Source organism: Methylobacterium sp. 174MFSha1.1 (genome assembly GCF_900116815.1).
GTDB lineage: Bacteria > Pseudomonadota > Alphaproteobacteria > Rhizobiales > Beijerinckiaceae > Methylobacterium.
Genome location: NZ_FPCB01000014.1, coordinates 72,673 through 89,883, shown reverse-complemented (window position 1 = coordinate 89,883; position 17,211 = coordinate 72,673). Strand labels below are relative to the sequence as shown.

General features: G+C 71.3%; 16 protein-coding genes. 8 read left to right on the top strand and 8 right to left on the bottom strand.

The features are described 5' to 3' along the window. Window positions 1-21: 21 nt before the first annotated feature. The gene (locus tag BM430_RS13295; protein WP_093567831.1) at window positions 22-834 is read left to right on the top strand and encodes a PIG-L deacetylase family protein; all 813 of its coding nucleotides are present in this window, start codon (window positions 22-24) and stop codon (window positions 832-834) included. 249 nt (window positions 835-1,083) lie between these two features. On the opposite strand, the gene BM430_RS13290 is transcribed toward BM430_RS13295, so the two are convergent. The 3 genes from BM430_RS13290 to BM430_RS13280 form a co-directional block, all read right to left on the bottom strand. Continuing rightward, complete coding sequence (locus BM430_RS13290) at window positions 1,084-2,115, bottom strand: glycosyltransferase family 4 protein (RefSeq protein ID WP_093567741.1); 1,032 nt, start codon at window positions 2,113-2,115, stop codon at window positions 1,084-1,086. Between the two features lie 11 nt (window positions 2,116-2,126). Beyond that, window positions 2,127-3,887, bottom strand: coding sequence for an alpha/beta fold hydrolase (locus BM430_RS13285; protein WP_177303035.1), 1,761 nt, complete (start codon window positions 3,885-3,887; stop codon window positions 2,127-2,129). Between the two features lie 247 nt (window positions 3,888-4,134). After that, window positions 4,135-4,944 (bottom strand): WecB/TagA/CpsF family glycosyltransferase, encoded by an 810-nt coding sequence (locus BM430_RS13280; protein WP_093567739.1) that lies wholly within the window; start codon window positions 4,942-4,944, stop codon window positions 4,135-4,137. Between the two features lie 359 nt (window positions 4,945-5,303). Between BM430_RS13280 and BM430_RS13275 the strand changes: the two genes are divergently transcribed. From BM430_RS13275 to BM430_RS13250, 6 genes are all read left to right on the top strand, one after another. Next, on the top strand, window positions 5,304-6,665 hold the full coding sequence (locus BM430_RS13275) for a lipopolysaccharide biosynthesis protein (RefSeq protein ID WP_093567738.1): 1,362 nt from the start codon (window positions 5,304-5,306) through the stop codon (window positions 6,663-6,665). 1 nt (window position 6,666) lies between these two features. Further along, complete coding sequence (locus BM430_RS35255) at window positions 6,667-7,683, top strand: glycoside hydrolase family 5 protein (protein WP_093567737.1); 1,017 nt, start codon at window positions 6,667-6,669, stop codon at window positions 7,681-7,683. Between the two features lie 8 nt (window positions 7,684-7,691). Next, window positions 7,692-8,849 (top strand): glycosyltransferase family 4 protein, encoded by a 1,158-nt coding sequence (locus tag BM430_RS13265; RefSeq protein ID WP_244539478.1) that lies wholly within the window; start codon window positions 7,692-7,694, stop codon window positions 8,847-8,849. Between the two features lie 414 nt (window positions 8,850-9,263). Further along, entirely contained in the window at window positions 9,264-9,455 is a 192-nt protein-coding gene (locus BM430_RS13260; protein WP_093567736.1) for a hypothetical protein, read from the top strand. A gap of 4 nt (window positions 9,456-9,459) precedes the next feature. Continuing rightward, window positions 9,460-9,921 carry a YaiI/YqxD family protein gene (locus BM430_RS13255; RefSeq protein ID WP_093567735.1) on the top strand — a complete coding sequence of 154 codons (462 nt, stop codon included), beginning with the start codon at window positions 9,460-9,462 and terminating at the stop codon, window positions 9,919-9,921. An 80-nt stretch (window positions 9,922-10,001) separates the two neighbouring features. Next, window positions 10,002-12,335 (top strand): FdhF/YdeP family oxidoreductase, encoded by a 2,334-nt coding sequence (locus BM430_RS13250; protein ID WP_093567734.1) that lies wholly within the window; start codon window positions 10,002-10,004, stop codon window positions 12,333-12,335. A 668-nt stretch (window positions 12,336-13,003) separates the two neighbouring features. On the opposite strand, the gene BM430_RS13245 is transcribed toward BM430_RS13250, so the two are convergent. The 5 genes from BM430_RS13245 to repA all read right to left on the bottom strand — a co-directional run bounded on the left by BM430_RS13245 (window position 13,004) and on the right by repA (window position 16,314). Further along, window positions 13,004-13,468 (bottom strand): MgtC/SapB family protein, encoded by a 465-nt coding sequence (locus BM430_RS13245; protein WP_093567733.1) that lies wholly within the window; start codon window positions 13,466-13,468, stop codon window positions 13,004-13,006. A gap of 8 nt (window positions 13,469-13,476) precedes the next feature. Continuing rightward, window positions 13,477-13,701 carry a hypothetical protein gene (locus BM430_RS13240; RefSeq protein ID WP_093567732.1) on the bottom strand — a complete coding sequence of 75 codons (225 nt, stop codon included), beginning with the start codon at window positions 13,699-13,701 and terminating at the stop codon, window positions 13,477-13,479. Window positions 13,702-13,761: 60 nt separating this feature from the next. Continuing rightward, window positions 13,762-13,965: a hypothetical protein gene (locus BM430_RS13235; RefSeq protein ID WP_093567731.1), complete on the bottom strand. Its 204-nt coding sequence runs from the start codon at window positions 13,963-13,965 to the stop codon at window positions 13,762-13,764. 73 nt (window positions 13,966-14,038) lie between these two features. After that, window positions 14,039-15,109 carry a plasmid partitioning protein RepB gene (gene repB / locus BM430_RS13230; protein WP_093567730.1) on the bottom strand — a complete coding sequence of 357 codons (1,071 nt, stop codon included), beginning with the start codon at window positions 15,107-15,109 and terminating at the stop codon, window positions 14,039-14,041. Beyond that, window positions 15,106-16,314 (bottom strand): plasmid partitioning protein RepA, encoded by a 1,209-nt coding sequence (repA, locus tag BM430_RS13225; protein WP_093567729.1) that lies wholly within the window; start codon window positions 16,312-16,314, stop codon window positions 15,106-15,108. The genes repB and repA overlap by 4 nt, the downstream gene beginning before the upstream one ends. Window positions 16,315-16,955: 641 nt before the next feature. Here repA and BM430_RS13220 point away from each other — a divergent pair. Beyond that, window positions 16,956-17,210 (top strand): acyl carrier protein, encoded by a 255-nt coding sequence (locus tag BM430_RS13220; RefSeq protein WP_093567728.1) that lies wholly within the window; start codon window positions 16,956-16,958, stop codon window positions 17,208-17,210. Window position 17,211: the final 1 nt, after the last annotated feature.

Genomic DNA, 17,211 nt, shown 5'->3' with positions numbered 1-17,211 from the left:
ACCACCCGGGCCGGAGCCGCCATGACGACGACCGTGACGATGGATCCTGGCGCGGCCGGGGCGCGGGTGCTGCGCACCCTGGCGGCGCGCCAGCCCCTCGACCTGGCGGTGGCGGTCGTCACGGCGCATCCGGACGACGAGACGATCGGGCTCGGCGGCGTGATGGCCCATCTGCGGGACCTCACCCTGCTGCAGCTCTCGGACGGGGCGCCGCTCGATCCGGCCTACGCGGCGCAGGCCGGATTCCCGACGCGCCAGGCCTACGCGGCGGCCCGGCGCGGCGAACTCGTCGACGCGCTCGCCGTGCTGGTCGAGGGCCGCCTCGCCCGGCAGGCCTTCTACGAGGTCCCGGACGGGCGGCTGGCGGACCACCTGGCGGCCGTGATCGAGCGGCTGGCCGAGGACCTGATCACTGTCGACGCGGTCCTGACCCATCCCTACGAGGGCGGCCATTTCGACCACGACGCGGCGGCCTTCGCGGTGCAGCAGGCCTGCGCGCGCCTCGCGCGCCAGGGCGGCCACGCCCCGGCGCGGCTCGAATTCGCCAGCTACCATCGGGTGAACGGGGCGTTGCGCACCGGGCGCTTCCTCGACGACCCGGACTGCCCGGAGATCGTCGTCCCGCTGACGCCGGAGGCGGCCCGCCGCAAGGAGGCGGCCTTCGCCTGCCACCGCAGCCAGACCGGCAACCTCGCCCTGTTCGGGTTCGGCCCCGAGCGCTTCCGGTCGGCGCCGGTCTACGACTTCTTCCGGCCGCCGCCGGGCGGCGAGGTCATGTACGGGATGGAGGTGTGGCAGGGCCTGAGCCGGGCCTTCGCGGCGGCGGCGGGCTGATCCGGAGACCCGTGTTCCGCTCGCCCGGCAGTCCTAACACCCTCGATGTCATCCCGGGGCCGCGCAGCGGAACCCGGGATCCATAACCGCCGACGGCAGAGGGTAAGGCGGAACGGATCCGCTTCATTCTCCAAGGTCAGCGGTTATGGATCCCGGGTTCTCGACTTCGTCGAGCCCCGGGATGACGTAGAGAGATGTCGGTGTGCGTGCCAGATTAGCCGTGACGCCACCGGTCAACCAGGCTTCGCGTCACCCCAACCCATAAAGCGCCAGGTGCCGCTCGGCGATGCTCGGCCAGGTGCGGGCGCGCAGGGCGTCCGGATCGCGGCCGGCGAGGGCCGCGCGGTGGCCCTCCGTCGAGACCAGCCCGCGGATGGCGGCCGCCGTCGCTTCGACCGAGAGATGGGGCACCGTCGCGGCCTCGAGCCAGTCCGGCGTCTTGGCCGAGTGCGTGGTGACGACCGCCAGGCCGTGCTCCAGGCACGCGAGCGCCGATCCGCGCTTCTCGCTCACCCCGTCGGGAAACGGCAGGAGGGCGACGCGGGCCCGGGACAATTCGTCGGAGACCCGCTCCGGCTCGGCATTGAGGACGAGCCGGATTCCAAGCCGCTCGGCCCGCGCCGAGACCTGCCGGAAGACCGGGCAATCGGGGCCGGAGGGCGAGCCGATGACCGCGATGCCGAGCCGATCGCCCTCGGCGCGCAGCCGCTCCGCCACCGCCAGAAAATCCTCAAGGCCCTTGTCCGGGCCGATCTGGCCGAAATAGACCAGCGTCGGCTCGCGCGCCTCGGAGGGGACGTCCGGCCGGCCGACCGCGATGTTCGAGCCGATCGGCACCACCAGCGTGCGGCAGCGGCGGACAGGGAAGAACCCCTCGAAGGCGCGGCGCTCGAACTCGTTCGAGAAGATCACCGTGGCGCGCGACAGCGCGAAGGTCAGAAAATAGCATTTCCGGACCCGGTTGAAGATCGTGAACTCGTGCAGGGTCAGGTAGAGGCGCGCGCCCCCGACCAGGATCGGCGCGAGGGCGACGGCCGGCGACTTGCCGAGGTTCATCGACGGGTACTGCACGTGCAGGACCGACCGGCGGCCGGCCCCCTGCCGCCAGACGCGCAGCAGGCCCCGGACCGACCAGGTCGGCAGGCGCTCCACCCGGACGTCGAGGCCGCGCTCGCCGATGATCGTGCGCAGCTTCTCGGTGTAGTCGGAGACGCCGCAGCGCGCTCCGGTCTTGGCCGTCACGACGAGGGTCGCCCGCGCGCTCCCCGGGCTGCCGGTCATCGCGACCCCGCTCACGCCCGCACCGCCGCGACGGAGGCCGGTCGGGCGCCGGACGGGTCCGGGACGTCGCGCGCGCGGGCCGCCGGGGCGGCTTCGGGCTCCGTGCCGCGGGCGCGGCGCGCATCCGCGACGGCGTCCCGCACGATCGCGAACAGCCGCTCCTGGTCGGCGGGCCGGCTCAGGTTGTGGTCGACGTCGTCGAGGACGGTGACCGGATAGCCGAGTTGGCGCGCGAGGCCCTCGGGCGACTGGCCGAGATTGGCGGCGAGCGCGGCGATGCCCCGGTCGCCCCGGCCGTAGACCGCGTGGATCCGTGCACCGCGGCGGCGCAGCCGCGCCACCCGCCGGGCCACCGTCACGCCGCCGGGCGCAAGGCCCGGGATGCGCGCCGTCCAGGCCGCGAGCCGGGCCCGGGCGTCGCGCCCCACCGCCCGCAGGATCCGGCCGATGGGCAATTCGCCGCTGACGATCCGGCGCCAGAGGGCGCCCTGCCGCGCCCGCTCCGCGTAGCTCACCTCGCCGCGGAAGGAATCGCGGATCATCGTCTCGACGTCGGTGCCGGGCTCGACGTCGAAGCAGTACAGGTTGACAAGGACCGCCGCGGACAGCCGCTCGTCCCGGCAGATGGTCTGGAAGGCGAGGAAGGCGCCGCTGCAGACGCCGAGGACCACGCAGGGCGTGTGCTGCCGGGCCTCGAGATGGTTGAGCGCGGCCTGGACGTCCTCGACCGCGTCCACCGTGTAGAGCGGCGGGGATCCGTCCGGGCGTTCGGCGCTGTCGCCGACGCCGCGCAGGTCGAAGCGGAACGAGGCGATGCCGGACGCGGCCAGCCTGCGGGCGAGCTGCGTCGTCTGACGGCCGTGGCCGGCGCGCGGGTTGCGCCCGGAATTGACCACCAGCACCGTGCCGCCGCCCCAGGCCCCAAGCGGCCGGCACAGGATGCCGACGAGGCCGGGGCCGAAGCGCGACACCTCCTCCTGCCACGCCACGTCGGCGAGCCGGCACGGCGAGGGGGCGGACACGGGGACGGGTGGGGAGGCCGCCGGTGCGGGCGCCTGCGCCACCGCGAAGTCGCGCACCCGCGCGAAGGTCTCGGCCGGAAGGCGCGGGAAGAGCGGGTCGGAGACGAGCTGGGTCAGGTCGGGGAGCGGCCCGGTCTCGACCACGCTCCCGAGCGCCCGGTAGCGCTCGGCCAGGGTCTCGATCTTCGGCCCGAGCATCAGGATCTGTGGCGCCGGGGAACGCTCGGCGGCCGCGAGGTCGAGCCGGGCGAGGTCGGCGAGGGTCCGCGGCCCGAGGAGGAAGCTGCCGACCATCAGCGAGTCGGGCTCCTGCGGCATCGGCGTGCGGTCGGGCATCACGTCGATGAGCCGCGACTGCATCGCCATCTCGCGGCGATAGGCCTTGCCGGTGGCGAACGGCGCCAGCATCACCAGCCGGTCGATGTCCCCGCCCGAGAGCGCGGCGAGGGTCGCGCCAAGGCGCAGGCCCACCACCACGACCTCCTCCGCCCCCGCCCGCTCGCGCAGGTAGGCGATGCCGGCCCGGATCGCGTCGAGGGCCGCCGGGATCTCGGGGCCCGCCGGATCGCGGGAATCGCCCTGGCCCGGATAATCGAAGCGCAGGGTCGGGCAGCCGGTGCCGGCGATCATCGCGGCGAGCTCGCGCCAGGAGCGGTAGGCGCACCATTGCTCGAAGCCGAGGGTGCCGCACAGGAGCACGCCGCGCCGGCGTGCGCCCGGGCTGAACCAGCCGAACGCGTCGCCGAGCACGACCGGAACCGGCTCCGCCGCCAAGCTCTCCGCGGCCGGTCCAAGGATCGCCCCAGAGATCGGCCCCGAGTTCGGTCCTCTGCCTGCGCGGTCGGTCAGCATCTGAACTCGTCCTTCGCCCTGTCCGCCGAGCAGCGCCCGATGCCGTTGCCCTCGTCGATTATTCTAGGTCTTCAAGTTTGCCGAATTGTCTACGAGAGGCCAGCCCCCATCGCGCCGCCGCCGCTCTCGCGGCCGCAGGCCGGGCTCACGAGCGGGCGACGCGGACCGGGCGGTCGCGCACGAGGCTCGCCAGCCGCAGGCGCAGGATCATCGCCACGAAGACCACGATGTCGACGGTGTAGCGGCGCCCGAGGCGGCGCGGCTCGCGCAGGAGGCGGAACAACCACTCGAGCCGCACGAGGCGGAACGCCGCAGGGGCCCGGACCGACGCGCCGGCCGTGTAGTCGAGCAGCGCCCCGACACCCATCAGCAGCCGCGCGTCGATCCGATGCGCGTGCTCGGCGATGAAGGTCTCCTGGCCCGGATTGCCGAGGGCGACGAGCAGGATGTCGGGCGAGGCGGCATTGATCCCGGCGATCACCGCCCCCAGCTCCTCGGCCGCGAAGTAGCCGTCCTGCACGCCGACGACCCGGTGCTGGGGATAGAGCAGCGCCAGGTTGCGCGCCGCCGCCTCGGCGATGCCGGGCTTGGCCCCGAGCAGGAATAGCGTGCGCGGCGTCGTCTCGGCGGCCAGGAAGGCCGGGACCAGGTCGGTGCCGTTGAGGTTCTGGCGGAAGAAGCGGCCGCGGAACAGGGCCGAGCACAGGTCGATGCCGAGCCCGTCGCTGACGAGCAGGAAGCTGCGCAGGGACGCCGCGTAGGCCGGCGTGCACAGGGCCTTGAGCAGCATGTTGGCGTTGCAGAAGCCGAGGCACAGCTGGGCGCGCCGGTCGAGGACGTCGCGCAGGCGGGCGAGCAGCTCGTCGCGGGTGAGGTCGCTGACGGTGACGCCCTCGAGGTCGAGACGGTCGACGCTCGCGGCTCCGGGCGCCATGTCGAGGGCGCGGTCAGGCATGGGACGCATCCAATCGGGGTTGAGGAGATCCGTGTCGAGGCAAGACCATCGCCGGGATCGATGAAGAATTACCGGCCGGTCGCACCCCGCGCAAAGTGAATGCAGCCCGCCCCACCGGAGATGCAGTCTTAATTCAGCGCAGGGTTAACGACAGATTGGACGAATGCCGACAACCTCGTATCTGAGTCGTTGCGAATGGATAAGCTTCTCGTCCCGGGCCGGCGCGGCGACGATGTCTCGGCATTCGCAGCGGGTGCGAGGGATCGCGTTAAAGTCCCGATAGGGGATGACTGCTAACCCGGAAGCCGGAGCGGCGGGCGGGCAAAAGGCTCCGCGCCCAGCGAGAGGCCACGGACACGATGCTGACACTCGTCGCGCGGCTGCGCCGGTCGGGCCGCACGCAGCAATTCGCCTCCGCCTTCGTCGCCCGCATCGCGAGCGCCGTCCTCGGCTTCGTGATGCTGCTCGTCGCGAGCCGCCTGCTCACCACCTACGAGTACGGCGTCTACGTGTTCCTGTTCACCTTCGGCAGCGGCCTCGGGCTGATCGCGGCCCTCGGCCAGCAGAACCTGGTGCTGAAGCATTACCGGGCCCGCGACGGGGTGGTGCCGCACAACGACGCCCTGGTGCGCTACAACCTCGGCTGGGTCACCGCCGCGATTCTGCTGATGCTGGCCTCGAGCGCGGTGGTCTTCGTCGCCGAGGAGGCCTTGCCCGACCCCTATCACCGGCTCCACCTCGCCTGCGCCTTCGCGGGCGTGTTCGCCCTGTCCGAGTACCTGCAGAACTACTTTCGCGTCCACGGCCGGATCTGGCTCGCGCTCCTGCCCCGGGAGGTGGTGTGGCGCGGCGCCTGCTCGGTGCTGCTCTGGGGCGCGGCGTCGGCCGGCCTCCTCACCGGCGCGACGGTCGCGATGGAGATCGTGCTCGGGCTGCTGCTGGCGATGACGCTCTACCAGATCCGCCACCTCGCGGGGCTGCACGGCTGGGATTCCTGGCGCGGGGGCTTCCGCCACCCGCACAAGGCGCCGGCCTGGCGCGGCGAGAGCCTTTTGTTCACCGCCAACAACGTGATCGTGGCCGCGGCCGCCTTCCTCGAGACCGTGATCGTCGGCGCCGCCCTCGGCATGGAGCAGGCGGCGTTCTACTTCGTCGCCCTGCGCTACGCGACGCTGATCAACCTGCCGAGCGCGGCGATCGACACGGTCAGCATGCCGATGATCGCGAGCCACTTCCAGGCCCGCGACCGGGAGGGGGCGCAGCGCCTGATCGGCCGGCTGTCGCTGGCGAGCTTCGGGATCTCGTCGGCCGGAGCCGTGGTGATGGCGGTCGGCGCGCCCTTCGCGCTCGGCCTGTTCAAGCCGGATTTCGCCGCGCACACCGACGTGCTGATGGTGCTCAGCCTGTCGGCGGTGGTGGGCGCCTTCTTCGGCCCCGGCCCGACGCTGCTGACGATCGGCGGCGGCGAGCGCTACATCCTGATCAGCAACGCGATCCTGTATTCCGTCTACGCGGTCCTGCTCTGCCTCGTCGCAGTGCCGTTCGGCATCATGGGCGTCGCGGTGGCGAATGTCGGCTGGACGATCGTCATCAACCTGGTGCTCGCCCGCTGGGTGCGGGCGAACTGGGACATCGACAGCCGCGCGACCGCCTTCTTCACCCGCCGGGGCTGGGCCCCGGCGCAACCCCTCTCCCCGGCTCCCGCGCACGCGGCGGAATGAGATGCGCCGCCTCCTCGCCCTCGCCTGCCTGATCCTGGCGCTTCCCCCCTCCCCTGCCGCGGCCGCGCCCGCCTGCCTGCGCGGCGTCAACATCAGCGGGGCCGAGTTCGGCACCGTGCCGGGCCGCTACGGCTTCGACTACCTCTACCCCTCGGCGCCGACGATCGGCCGCTTCGCGGGTCTGGGGATGACGACGATGCGGCTGCCGATCCGCTGGGAGCGGCTGCAGCCGGGCCTGCGCCAGCCCCTCGATCCGGAGGAGCTCGCCCGCCTCGAAGCCGCGGTCTCGGCCGCGACGCAAGCCGGGATGCGCACGGTGATCGACCTGCACAACTACGCCTATTACGGCAAGGCGCGGATCGGCACCGAGATGGTGACGCCGGAGGCCTTCGCCGACGTCTGGCGGCGCCTGGCGCGGCACTTCCGGGGCGACGCCTCGGTGGTGTTCGGGCTGATGAACGAGCCGCACGACATCCCGGCCGACCGCTGGCTCACCGCCGCCAACGCCGCCATCGCGGCGATCCGGGAGACGGGGGCCAAGCAGCTGGTGCTGGTGCCGGGCTCCGGCTGGACCGGGGCGCATAGCTGGACCGCCGACCTGCCGACCGGCAACAACGCCGCGATCATGCTCGGCACGGTCGATCCGGGCAACAATTTCGCCTACGAGGTGCACCAGTACCTCGACGCCGACTATTCCGGCACCCATGCCGAATGCAGCCGCGGCGCCGACGCCCTGCAGGCGGTGGAGCGCCTGACCGGCTGGCTCGCCCAGAACGGGCGCCGCGCCTTCCTCGGCGAGATCGGCGCCTCCGGCAACCGCGGCTGCGCCGACCGCCTGGGGGCGATCCTGCGCTACCTCAACGCGAACCCGCAACAATGGGTCGGCTGGACCGTGTGGGCCGCCGGCGACCTGTGGGCGCCGGATTATCCGCTGCGGCTCGATCCCGCTGGCGCCACCGCCCCGGTCGTCGCCGCGATCCAGGCCGCCGGCCGGACCAAGCCCTCCTGCGAGCCGTGAGCGACATCGTGAGCACCCCGACGCGTTCCTCCCTCTCGATCCTGCACGTGGTCCGCCAGTTCCTGCCCAACCGCGGCGGGCTCGAGGATTTCGTCGCCAACCTCGCCCGCGAGCAGGCCCGCCTCGGCCACCGCGTCCGGGTGCTCACCCTCGACCGGCTGTTCTCGGCGCCCGAGGCGCGGCTGCCGGCACGGGAGCGGCTGAAGGGGATCGACATCGAGCGGATCCCGTTCTTCGGCTCGCATCGCTACCCCGTCGCGCCCTCGGCCTTCCGGCACCTCGGCGACGCCGACCTCGTCCACGTCCACGCCATCGACTTCTTCTTCGACGCCTTCGCGCTCGCGAAGCCCCTGCACCGCCGCCCGATGGTGGCGACGACCCATGGCGGCTTCTTCCACACCAGCGCGCATTCGCGGCTGAAGAAGCTGTGGTTCGACGGCCCGACCCGGATGAGCGTGCGCGGCTACGAGGCGATCGTGGCGTGCAGCGACAGCGACGCCCGGCTCTTTCAGGGCATCACGCCCGGCGGCGTCCCGGTGATCCAGAACGGCGTCGACCTGGAGAAATTCGCCGGCGCCGCCGCCCCCGAGCCCCGCCGCGCGCTCCTGACGATCGGGCGCTTCGCCCACAACAAGCGCCTCGACCGGCTGCTCGCGACCATGCGGGCGCTCGACGCCGACGGGGCCGGCTGGCGCCTGCGGATCGTCGGCGTGCCGTCCGACGTCACCGCGCAGGACCTCACCGCCGAGATCGACCGCCTGGGGCTCACCGGTTCGGTGAGCCTGCATACCGGCCTCGACGCCCCGGCGGTCCGCGACCTGATCGGGCAGTCGAGCCTGTTCGTCTCGGCCTCGCAATACGAGGGATTCGGGATCGCGCTGATCGAGGCCCTGAGCGCCGGCCTCGTCCCGGTGGCCCATCCCAACGACGCCTTCACCTGGCTGAAACAGCGCCACCCCTCGATTACGCTCACGGATTTCGCCGATGCCGCGGGCGCCGCCGCGGCGATCCGCGAGGCTTATGGTCGCCTGGAGCATGGCGCCTTCCGGCGCGACGCGGAGGACCTGTCGGATTACCGCTGGTCGAGCGTCGCGGCGCGCTACGTGGAGGTCTACGAGGCGGCGCTCGCGGGAGCCGGGCCGGCGGTGGCCGCCAAGGCGGCGTGAGAGGTTTCGGGCGAAGGGCGGTGCGCCTGAAGAACCCTCCCCCCTTTGCGGGGGAGGGTGCCCCGTGGATGCGGGGCGGGAGAGGGGACGCCGCTTCCGGATATGATTGAACCGGTGTGAAGGGGGCCATCTGAACCAGCGTCGCGCTCCCCTCTCCCGGCCTGCTTCGCAGGCCACCCTCCCCCGCAGAGGGGGGAGGGTCCAGGGCGGGCGCGCCCCATCAACACACCGTTAACCCTCATCCGCGACCCTGGCCGGGCCACTCCGGCGTCAAGGTCGGGGCGGCGAGAGCGGCCTGTCGGCATCGGACCTCCTTCCGGCGCCGGGCTGCCGCCCTCCCCTCCCCTGCCGGGTGCTCGCCGCGCCGCGCGAAAGCGTGCGATAAGCGCCGCACCCGCCCGCACAAGAATGACAATGCAGCTCGTCGTGACCGCCCACACCGCCACCGGCCCGCTCTCGCACCAGCGCACCTCGCCCGAGGGCGCCCTGGAGAAGGCGCAGGAACTTGAGGCCGAGGGCCACAACCACGTCGTCATCACCGACATCACCGGGCGGGATTACGCCCCGCCGGAATTCGACAGCCTCTTCCTCAATCCCGGCACCTGACCCGATGATCACCGTCTACGTCGATGCCGATGCCTGCCCGGTGAAGGACGAGGTCTACCGCGTCGCCGGGCGGCACGGTGCGCACGTCGTGGTGGTGGCCAACAGCTTCATCAATGTTCCGCGCGAGCCGTGGATCGAGCGGGTGATCGTCTCCGACAAGTTCGATGCCGCCGACGACTGGATCGCCGAACGGGCCGGGCCGCAGGCGGTGGTCGTCACCGCCGACGTGCCCCTGGCGAGCCGCTGCGTGAAGGCGGGTGCGAGCGTGCTCGCCCCCACCGGCAAGGCCTTCACCGACTCCTCCGTCGGCATGGCGCTCGCCACCCGCGACCTGATGCAGTCCCTGCGCGAGGCGGGCGCGGTGACCGGCGGCCCGAAACCGTTCTCGGCCAAGGACCGCTCCGCCTTCCTCGGCGCCCTCGACCGGGCCCTGGTCCGGCTGCGGCGCAGCGCGCAGGGCGGCTGAGACCGCCGCTTTCGAACTTACCCAATCCCTGCGGGTTCCCTGTCCACGGCGGCCTTCGCCCGCCGCAGGGGAGAGCCGGCATGTCGGTCGAGGAGAACACGGTCCATTACGACAGCCCGGCCGGCGGCTGGGGCTCGGTGCGCGGCATCGCCGAGGTGTTCGGCAAGGAATGGGCGACGCCGCTCGCCACCGAGACCCTGTTTCGCCAGAACAAGCCGAAAGGCTTCATGTGCGTCTCCTGCTCCTGGGCGAAGCCGGCGAACTACCACCCCTTCGAGTTCTGCGAGAACGGCGCCAAGGCGACCCTGTGGGAGCTAACCACGCGGCGCTGCACCCCGGACTTCTTCGCCAAGCACACGCTCACCGAGCTGCGCGGCTGGAGCGACTACGACCTGGAGCAGACCGGCCGCCTGACCCACCCCCTGCGCTACGACCGCGCCAGCGACCGCTACGTCGCCTGCGGCTGGGACGAGGCGTTCCGCGAGATCGGCGCGGAGCTGCGCCGGCTCGATCCGAAATCGGCGGTGTTCTACTCGTCGGGCCGCGCCAGCCTCGAGACCTCGTACCTCTACGCCCTGTTCGCCCGGCTCTACGGCAACAACAACCTGCCCGATTCCTCCAACATGTGCCACGAGACGACCTCGGTGGCGCTGAAGAAGGTGATCGGCGCCAGCGTCGGCACGGTCGTGTTCGACGACCTGTCGAAATGCGACGCGATGTTCTTCTTCGGCCAGAACACCGGCACCAACTCGCCGCGGTTCCTGCACCCGCTGCAGGAGGCCGCGAAGCGGGGGGTGAAGATCATCACCTTCAATCCCGTGCGCGAGCGGGGCCTGGAGAGCTTCACCAACCCGCAGAGCCCGGTCGAGATGCTGACCCGCAAGGCGACGCCGATCAGCGCGCAGTACCATCAGGTCCGGCCCGGCGGCGACATCGCGGTGATGCTCGGCCTGTGCAAGCACGTCTTTGCCGCCGACGACGCCGCCAAGGCGAAGGGCACCCGCGTCCTCGACGTCGACTTCATCGCCCAGCACACGACCGGGCTCGAGGCCTTCGAGGCGAAGGTCCGGGCGACCCCGTGGGAGGAGATCGAACGCGAATCCGGGATCGCCCGCGCCGACATCGAGGCGGCGGGACAGGTCTACGTCGAGGCCGAGCGGGTCTGCACCTTCTACGGCATGGGCCTGACGCAGCACGTGCACGGCTTCGAGAACGTCGCGATGGTCGTCAACCTCCTGCTGCTCAGGGGCAATATCGGGCGCGAGGGCACCGGGGTGTCGCCGGTGCGGGGACACTCCAACGTGCAGGGCCAGCGCACCGTCGGCATCTCGGAGAAGCCGGAGCTGGTGCCCCTCGACCGCCTGGCCGAGCAGTTCGGCTTCACGCCGCCGCGGGAGAAGGGCGTCAACACGATCGAGGCCTGCGAGGGCATCGTCTCGGGCGAGATCAAGAGCTTCATCGGGTTAGGGGGCAACTTCGTGCGGGCGATCCCCGACCAGGACCGGATGGAGAAGGCCTGGACGCGGATGCGCCTCACCGTGCAGGTCGCGACGAAGCTCAACCGCTCCCACCTCGTCAACGGCGAGATCGCCTACCTCCTGCCCTGCCTCGGCCGCACCGAGGAGGACCGGCAGGCGAGCGGCCCGCAGGCGGTGAGCATCGAGGACACGTTCAGCTGCATCTACGGCTCGCAAGGCCGCCGCACCCCGGCGAGCGACTTCCTGAAGTCCGAGGTCGCGATCGTGGCCGGGCTCGCCAAGGCGACGCTCGCGCCGAATCCGAAGGTTCCCTGGGACGCCTGGGTCGGCGATTACGGCCTGATCCGCGACGAGATCGCCAAGACCTACCGGGAGGAGTTCCACGACTTCAACGACCGGCTCTGGATCCCCGGCGGCTTCTATCGCGGCAACTCGGCGCGCGAGCGGATCTGGAAGACCGAGAGCGGCAAGGCGGAGTTCACCGCGCCCGAGGTGATGTCCGCCACGGGCTTCGAGGACGCGCCCGGCCGCTACCGGCTGATCACCATGCGGTCGAACGACCAGTTCAACACCACGATCTACGGCTACAGCGACCGCCTGCGCGGGATCGAGGGCACCCGCGACGTGCTGCTGATGAACCCGGGCGAGATCCGCCGGGCAGGCCTGAGCGAGGGCCAGGTCGTCTCGCTGGTCAGCGACGCCGGCGACGGGATCACCCGCGAGGTCACGGGCCTCACGGTGACGCCGTTCTCGCTGCCGGATGGCTGCCTGGGCGCCTACTACCCAGAGATGAACCCCCTTATGGCGCTCTCGCATCACGACATCCAGTCGGGGACCCCGGCGGCGAAGTCGGTGCCGGTGCGGATCCGGCCCGAGGCCGGCGGCCCGAAGACCGACCGGCGCGTGCCGACGGGGCACGGGGCGCATCCGATCTGAGGGAGCGGGTCCCCCTCCCCTGCCCTATCGGTCGGTCCTGCAATTTTCGGCGGTGCGCGCTCCTCCTCCCGAAGTCAAACGAACCGTTCGGGAAAGATGTCGGGACGAATTGAAGCGCGGGATCCCCTCTCCCGTCCGGGAGAGGGGTCGGGGCGATCGCAGATCGCGCAGGGTGGCTCGGGCTCAGAATCAAACACCCAGTGTAGAACTGCTCGGCTCAACGGTTCAGGGTCATTGCGGAAACCGAGCCACCCTCACCCCTAACCCCTCTCCCACACGGGAGAGGGGAACGCGTCTCTTCTTTCATCCAACAGGTCATATCTTCGCCGGGAGAAAAGAAGATCCGTGCCCCGTCCAACACAACCGAACCGCCCTCCCCTCCCCCGGGCCGGCCGCCGCTTGCGCACGAAAATGCCAGATGCCCGCGAATGACGCACAATTGTGCTTGTGCCGGCGCGCATCGCCGGATACCAGTGTGATCACAGACACGAAAAAGGCCGCCCTCGAGAGCGGCCCGAAGTCTGGGGAGGAAGGCCCTCGTCGAGGGCGAGCACCGCCGCGACGCCATCGCGGCGGTGCTCGTATTTTGTCCCATGTCGGCTCGGACAGTGCAATCCGTCCAAAAGGACGAGACCCTTGAGGCCGAGACCTCTGGGGTATCTCGCCGGTCACTCCTCCTCGCGGCCCGGCAGGCCGAAGCGGTCGAGCAGCCGCAAGACGATCAGGATCGTCAGGCCGAACCCCATCGCGACCGCAAGCAGCGTGAACTGCTCCGCCCCGGCCACGATCCCGGCGGAGGCCGAGAACCAGACGCTCGCGGCCGTGGTCAGGTTCTTCACGCTGCGATGGGCGACGAAGATCGTTCCGGCCGCGATGAAGCCGATGGCCTGCGCCAATCCCTGGATCACCCGCAGCGGATCGGCGTCGCCCCCCTCCCGCCGCACCATCGCGTCGAGGCTGAGCGCCGAGGTGGTGACGACCGCCGCGCTCAAGGCGACGAGGGCATGGGTGCGCAGGCCCGCATCCTTCGCCCGCCACTCCCGCTCGAACCCGAGGACCAAACCGCACAGGGTGGCGGCGCCGAGGCGCGCGACGATCTCCCCGAGGGTGAAGGCGGTCGCGTCGGGGGGCATGGCACCGGTCAGGTCCCCTGCCCCGGTTCCGGCGGGTCCGGGAACGGCGTCCAGTGGGTGAACGCGTCCGGCGCGTAGCCGTAATCGGTGGTGGCGACGTGCCAGGGCCGGCCGTCCCCGAGCCGCCCGGGATCCCAGCGGATCACGGCGCGCCGGTCCGGCTCGTCCCGGTGGATGGCGATGATCCAGCGCCCGTCCTGGGGCGCGCGATCGATGGGCCGCCAATCGGTCATCGGATGCTCCGCGGCGAGTGCCTGTGCGGCACCAACGCGCCGGATCCGCCGCCGTTCGCCTCAGCGTGGCTGAGCCCCCTGTTTCAGGCGCTCGCCGGCCTCGCATTCGCGCAAATACGTCGCGCGATTGTCGCCGGTGATTCCGCTGCTGTCGGCCTTGGCCTCGCAGGTCCGGCGCCCCTCGGCCGGGGCCGGATCGGGTGCGGTCTGGGCGGTCGCCGCGGCGGGGCTCAGCAGCGCGAGAAGCAGGAGGACGGGGCGCATGGCGAACCTTTCTGCGGACAATCGTCCGGAGACAGGCCCGGCCGGGTGCTTCGGTTCCCGGCCGGGTGCGCCGTCACGATCGCGCGCGGCCGGCCCGGTAGGCGGCCAGGATTTCCGGCAGCCGGTCGAGGACGTAATCGGCGAGGCCGGGCTCCAGGCTCTCGTCGAATGACAGGGCGACCCGGTCGGCACTGCGCTCGATCCGGGCGATGCCGCGGCCGGCCTCGTCGCTCCAGACCTGCGGCGCCGGCCGCTTCGCGGCGGGGGGCGCCAGCGCGGTCAGCACGGCGGCGAAGCGCTCGTTGGTCGGCTTGTCCCGGAAGCCGGGCTCGGCGAGGAGGCCGTCGATCCGGCTGGGCTTGGCCGCCTTGATCCGCTCGGCGAGCAGCATCCAGCGCGGCCGCCCGGCGGCGGGCGCCGGGCCGATCGCCCGCACGATCTCTGCCGGCACCGTGCGCGCTACCGAGATCAGGGTCGAGAGGTCGCCCTTGCCGACGCCCATCGCGGCGGTGATCGTGGCCCGGGAGAAGCCGTGCTCCTCGAGCCGGAGCGCGAAGAAGGCGCGCTCGATGTAGCTCAGGTCCTGCCGCTCCAGGTTCTCCTTGCCCTGCGCCACGACCAGCTCGGCATCGCTGAGCGGGCGCACCACGGCCCGCACCGGCCGCGCGAGGCGCCGCGCCGCCTGGATGCGGCGGCGGCCATAGGCGACTTGGTAGCGTTCCGGGTTCTCGGGATGCGGCCGGACCAGGATCGGGACCTGCTGGCCGCTCTCGCGGATGCTCTCGACGAGAGCCGCGAGGCCCGGATCGTTGGCGTCGGCCACCCGGTCGGCGATGAAGGAATCGTCGATCCGCTCGGGCTCGATCTCGACGATGACGGTGCCGGCCTCGATCTCCGCCGCGGCGTCGGCCCGGGCGGCGAGCCCGCGCAGGGTGCTGCTCATCGCCCGCACCGGCCCGCTGCGGCTGCGCTCCGGAGGGCGGGGCTCCTGAGTGCCCGCGTTTGCAGCTGCAAACCCGGGCTCGGGCGGCGCGGGGTTTGCAGCTGCAAACGCCTCGGCCTCCGGCGCCGGCGGGGCCTCGGGGGCGGGTGTCGGCTTCGGCCGGGCGCCGAACAACGCGTCGAGGTTCGACTTGCGGCTCATGGCCGGCCCCAGGCGCGGCGGATCAGGCCCTCGATCTCGCCGTTGACCGCCTCGAGCGATTCAAGCGCGCGGTCGTAGGTCGAGCGGGTCACGCTCTCGCGGCCGATCTCGTAGAGGGTCTGCTTCGACAGGCCGGCATCCGAGACGGCGGACGACTTCAGCATCGGGGCGGTCAGCACCGCGTCCTCGAACAGGGTGCGCAGCATGCCGACGATGCGGGTCTGCGGCGCGTCCTGCTGCTCGTAGCGGGTCACCAGGTAGCGCAGCCAGTCGTATTGCAGCTTACCCCCGGATTCCGCCACGACGCCGAGCAGGTCCTCGGTCATCGCCAGGAACTGGCTCATCGAGGCGACGTCGAGCATCTGCGGATGCACGGTGATCAGCAGCGAGGTCGCGGCGCAGAGCGCCGAGAGCGTCAGGTAGCCGAGCTGCGGCGGGCAATCGATGACGACGACGTCGTACGACTCGGCCACGCTGTCGATCGCGTGGGCGACCCGGTCGAAGAACAGGGGCTCGCCGGCCCGGCGGCGGCTCAGCGCGCGGGGCGTCTCGTGCTCGAACTCCATCAGCTCGAGATTGGCCGGCACGAGGTCGAGGCCGGTGAAGTAGGTCGGGCGCACCACGTCGCGCAGCGGCTTGGCGTCGTCGTAGCGGATCGCGCCGTACAGGGTCTCGTCGGCCCCGACATCGAGCTCGGGCTGCACGCCCATCAGGGCCGAGAGGCTGGCCTGGGGATCGAGGTCGATGGCGAGGACCCGGTAGCCGCGCAGCACCAGGGCCTGGGCGAGGTGGGCGGTGGTGGTGGTCTTGCCCGATCCGCCCTTGAAGTTCGCCACCGCCACGACCTGCAGGTGCTCGGCGGCCGAGCGCCGCGGCTGGTAGCGCCGGCCACCCCTCGTGTTCTCGTCGAGATAGGCGCGCAGGCCGTGGATGTCGGCCAGCGTGTAGGAGCGGCGCCCGTTGGCCGAGACCTCCGGCTGCGGCCCGAGCCCGTCGGCGGCGAGCTGCTGCAGCCGCGACACCGTCACGCCGATGATCCGGGCGGCCTCGGTCGAGGTGAAGCGGCGCAGGCCCTTGGCGGCGGTGGGTGGAAACAACCCGGAGGAGATCGCCTGCAGCTGCTCGCGGAGCGTCGCCGCATGGGCGCCGATCATCGCGGCGGGCGCGACCGGGGCAGGGGGTTGCGGCGGCCTATGCTGATTCATCCTCGCTGGCCCTGTTTGCAGAAAACTCGCCGGTTCGGCGCTGAAACTGCAATTGGCCCGTTTCCCACCCGATTCGCAATCGCCCGACCGGATGCGGCGCAAGCCCCGCGCAAGCCAAACGCGCCTGCGACGTGCCCGGGTCCTCCCGCCGATGGGCCGCGCCACCGGCGGGGGAGGGGGCTTTCGGCTGGCGCCCCTCCACCCGGAGCGGCAGCGGCCCCTCCGGACGGGCAGGCGGACTACACCGAAGTGGGGCGGCGCCGGCCGCTTCATCGCGGGTCCCGCCGGGTCTAGGGTCCGGATCGGCGCCAATCGACAGCCACCGAAAGCACCCCGCTTCATCCCGCCACCGGACGGCGACACGACGCGAGACCTTGCGCGGCGCGGCAGGCCTCACGCCCTCTCCCGACGAAATCCGTAAGCTTGACGAAATCCTGTCGCGCCATCGCTCCGGCGGTTTGCCGGCCGTTAAGCTGTTCAGAGTTTAGTGTCCTGCATCCACTCGGCTCCACTCCCCGCCGCCGCAATGGATCAGATCTTTCACTAAAATAAACATCAGAAAATTTACCAAGCCTTGCGCCCGAGATTGCATCCTCATCTGCCAGATGCGACTCGTGCCTCAGACAGGAAGGTGGTGCCTCATGGTCGAGATCTCTGACATCCGGGACGTGCTGAAGTCGCTCGAAGCACTCAAGAACGTGGTCGATACGCTCTCGGACGACGACGACCTGTTCGAGAAGGGGCTGGATTCGTTCGGCTCGGTGCAGCTGATGCTGGCCCTCGAGGAGCGGTTCGACATCGAGTTCCCCGATTCGGCCCTGGGCCGGCGCTCGTTCTCGACCATCCGCATCATCCGCGACACCGTCGCGGGCCTTCGCCAGCAGGAGGCCGCATGAA

What these genes read in the sequence shown, in the direction of transcription:
- BM430_RS13295 (WP_093567831.1), top strand. Translation starts at nt 22, where the DNA reads ATGACGACGACCGTGACGATGGATCCTGGCGCGGCCGGGGCGCGGGTG.
- BM430_RS13290 (WP_093567741.1), bottom strand. Translation starts at nt 2,115, where the DNA reads ATGACCGGCAGCCCGGGGAGCGCGCGGGCGACCCTCGTCGTGACGGCC.
- BM430_RS13280 (WP_093567739.1), bottom strand. Translation starts at nt 4,944, where the DNA reads ATGCCTGACCGCGCCCTCGACATGGCGCCCGGAGCCGCGAGCGTCGAC.
- BM430_RS13275 (WP_093567738.1), top strand. Translation starts at nt 5,304, where the DNA reads ATGCTGACACTCGTCGCGCGGCTGCGCCGGTCGGGCCGCACGCAGCAA.
- BM430_RS35255 (WP_093567737.1), top strand. Translation starts at nt 6,667, where the DNA reads ATGCGCCGCCTCCTCGCCCTCGCCTGCCTGATCCTGGCGCTTCCCCCC.
- BM430_RS13260 (WP_093567736.1), top strand. Translation starts at nt 9,264, where the DNA reads ATGCAGCTCGTCGTGACCGCCCACACCGCCACCGGCCCGCTCTCGCAC.
- BM430_RS13255 (WP_093567735.1), top strand. Translation starts at nt 9,460, where the DNA reads ATGATCACCGTCTACGTCGATGCCGATGCCTGCCCGGTGAAGGACGAG.
- BM430_RS13250 (WP_093567734.1), top strand. Translation starts at nt 10,002, where the DNA reads ATGTCGGTCGAGGAGAACACGGTCCATTACGACAGCCCGGCCGGCGGC.
- BM430_RS13245 (WP_093567733.1), bottom strand. Translation starts at nt 13,468, where the DNA reads ATGCCCCCCGACGCGACCGCCTTCACCCTCGGGGAGATCGTCGCGCGC.
- BM430_RS13240 (WP_093567732.1), bottom strand. Translation starts at nt 13,701, where the DNA reads ATGACCGATTGGCGGCCCATCGATCGCGCGCCCCAGGACGGGCGCTGG.
- BM430_RS13235 (WP_093567731.1), bottom strand. Translation starts at nt 13,965, where the DNA reads ATGCGCCCCGTCCTCCTGCTTCTCGCGCTGCTGAGCCCCGCCGCGGCG.
- repB (WP_093567730.1), bottom strand. Translation starts at nt 15,109, where the DNA reads ATGAGCCGCAAGTCGAACCTCGACGCGTTGTTCGGCGCCCGGCCGAAG.
- repA (WP_093567729.1), bottom strand. Translation starts at nt 16,314, where the DNA reads ATGAATCAGCATAGGCCGCCGCAACCCCCTGCCCCGGTCGCGCCCGCC.
- BM430_RS13220 (WP_093567728.1), top strand. Translation starts at nt 16,956, where the DNA reads ATGGTCGAGATCTCTGACATCCGGGACGTGCTGAAGTCGCTCGAAGCA.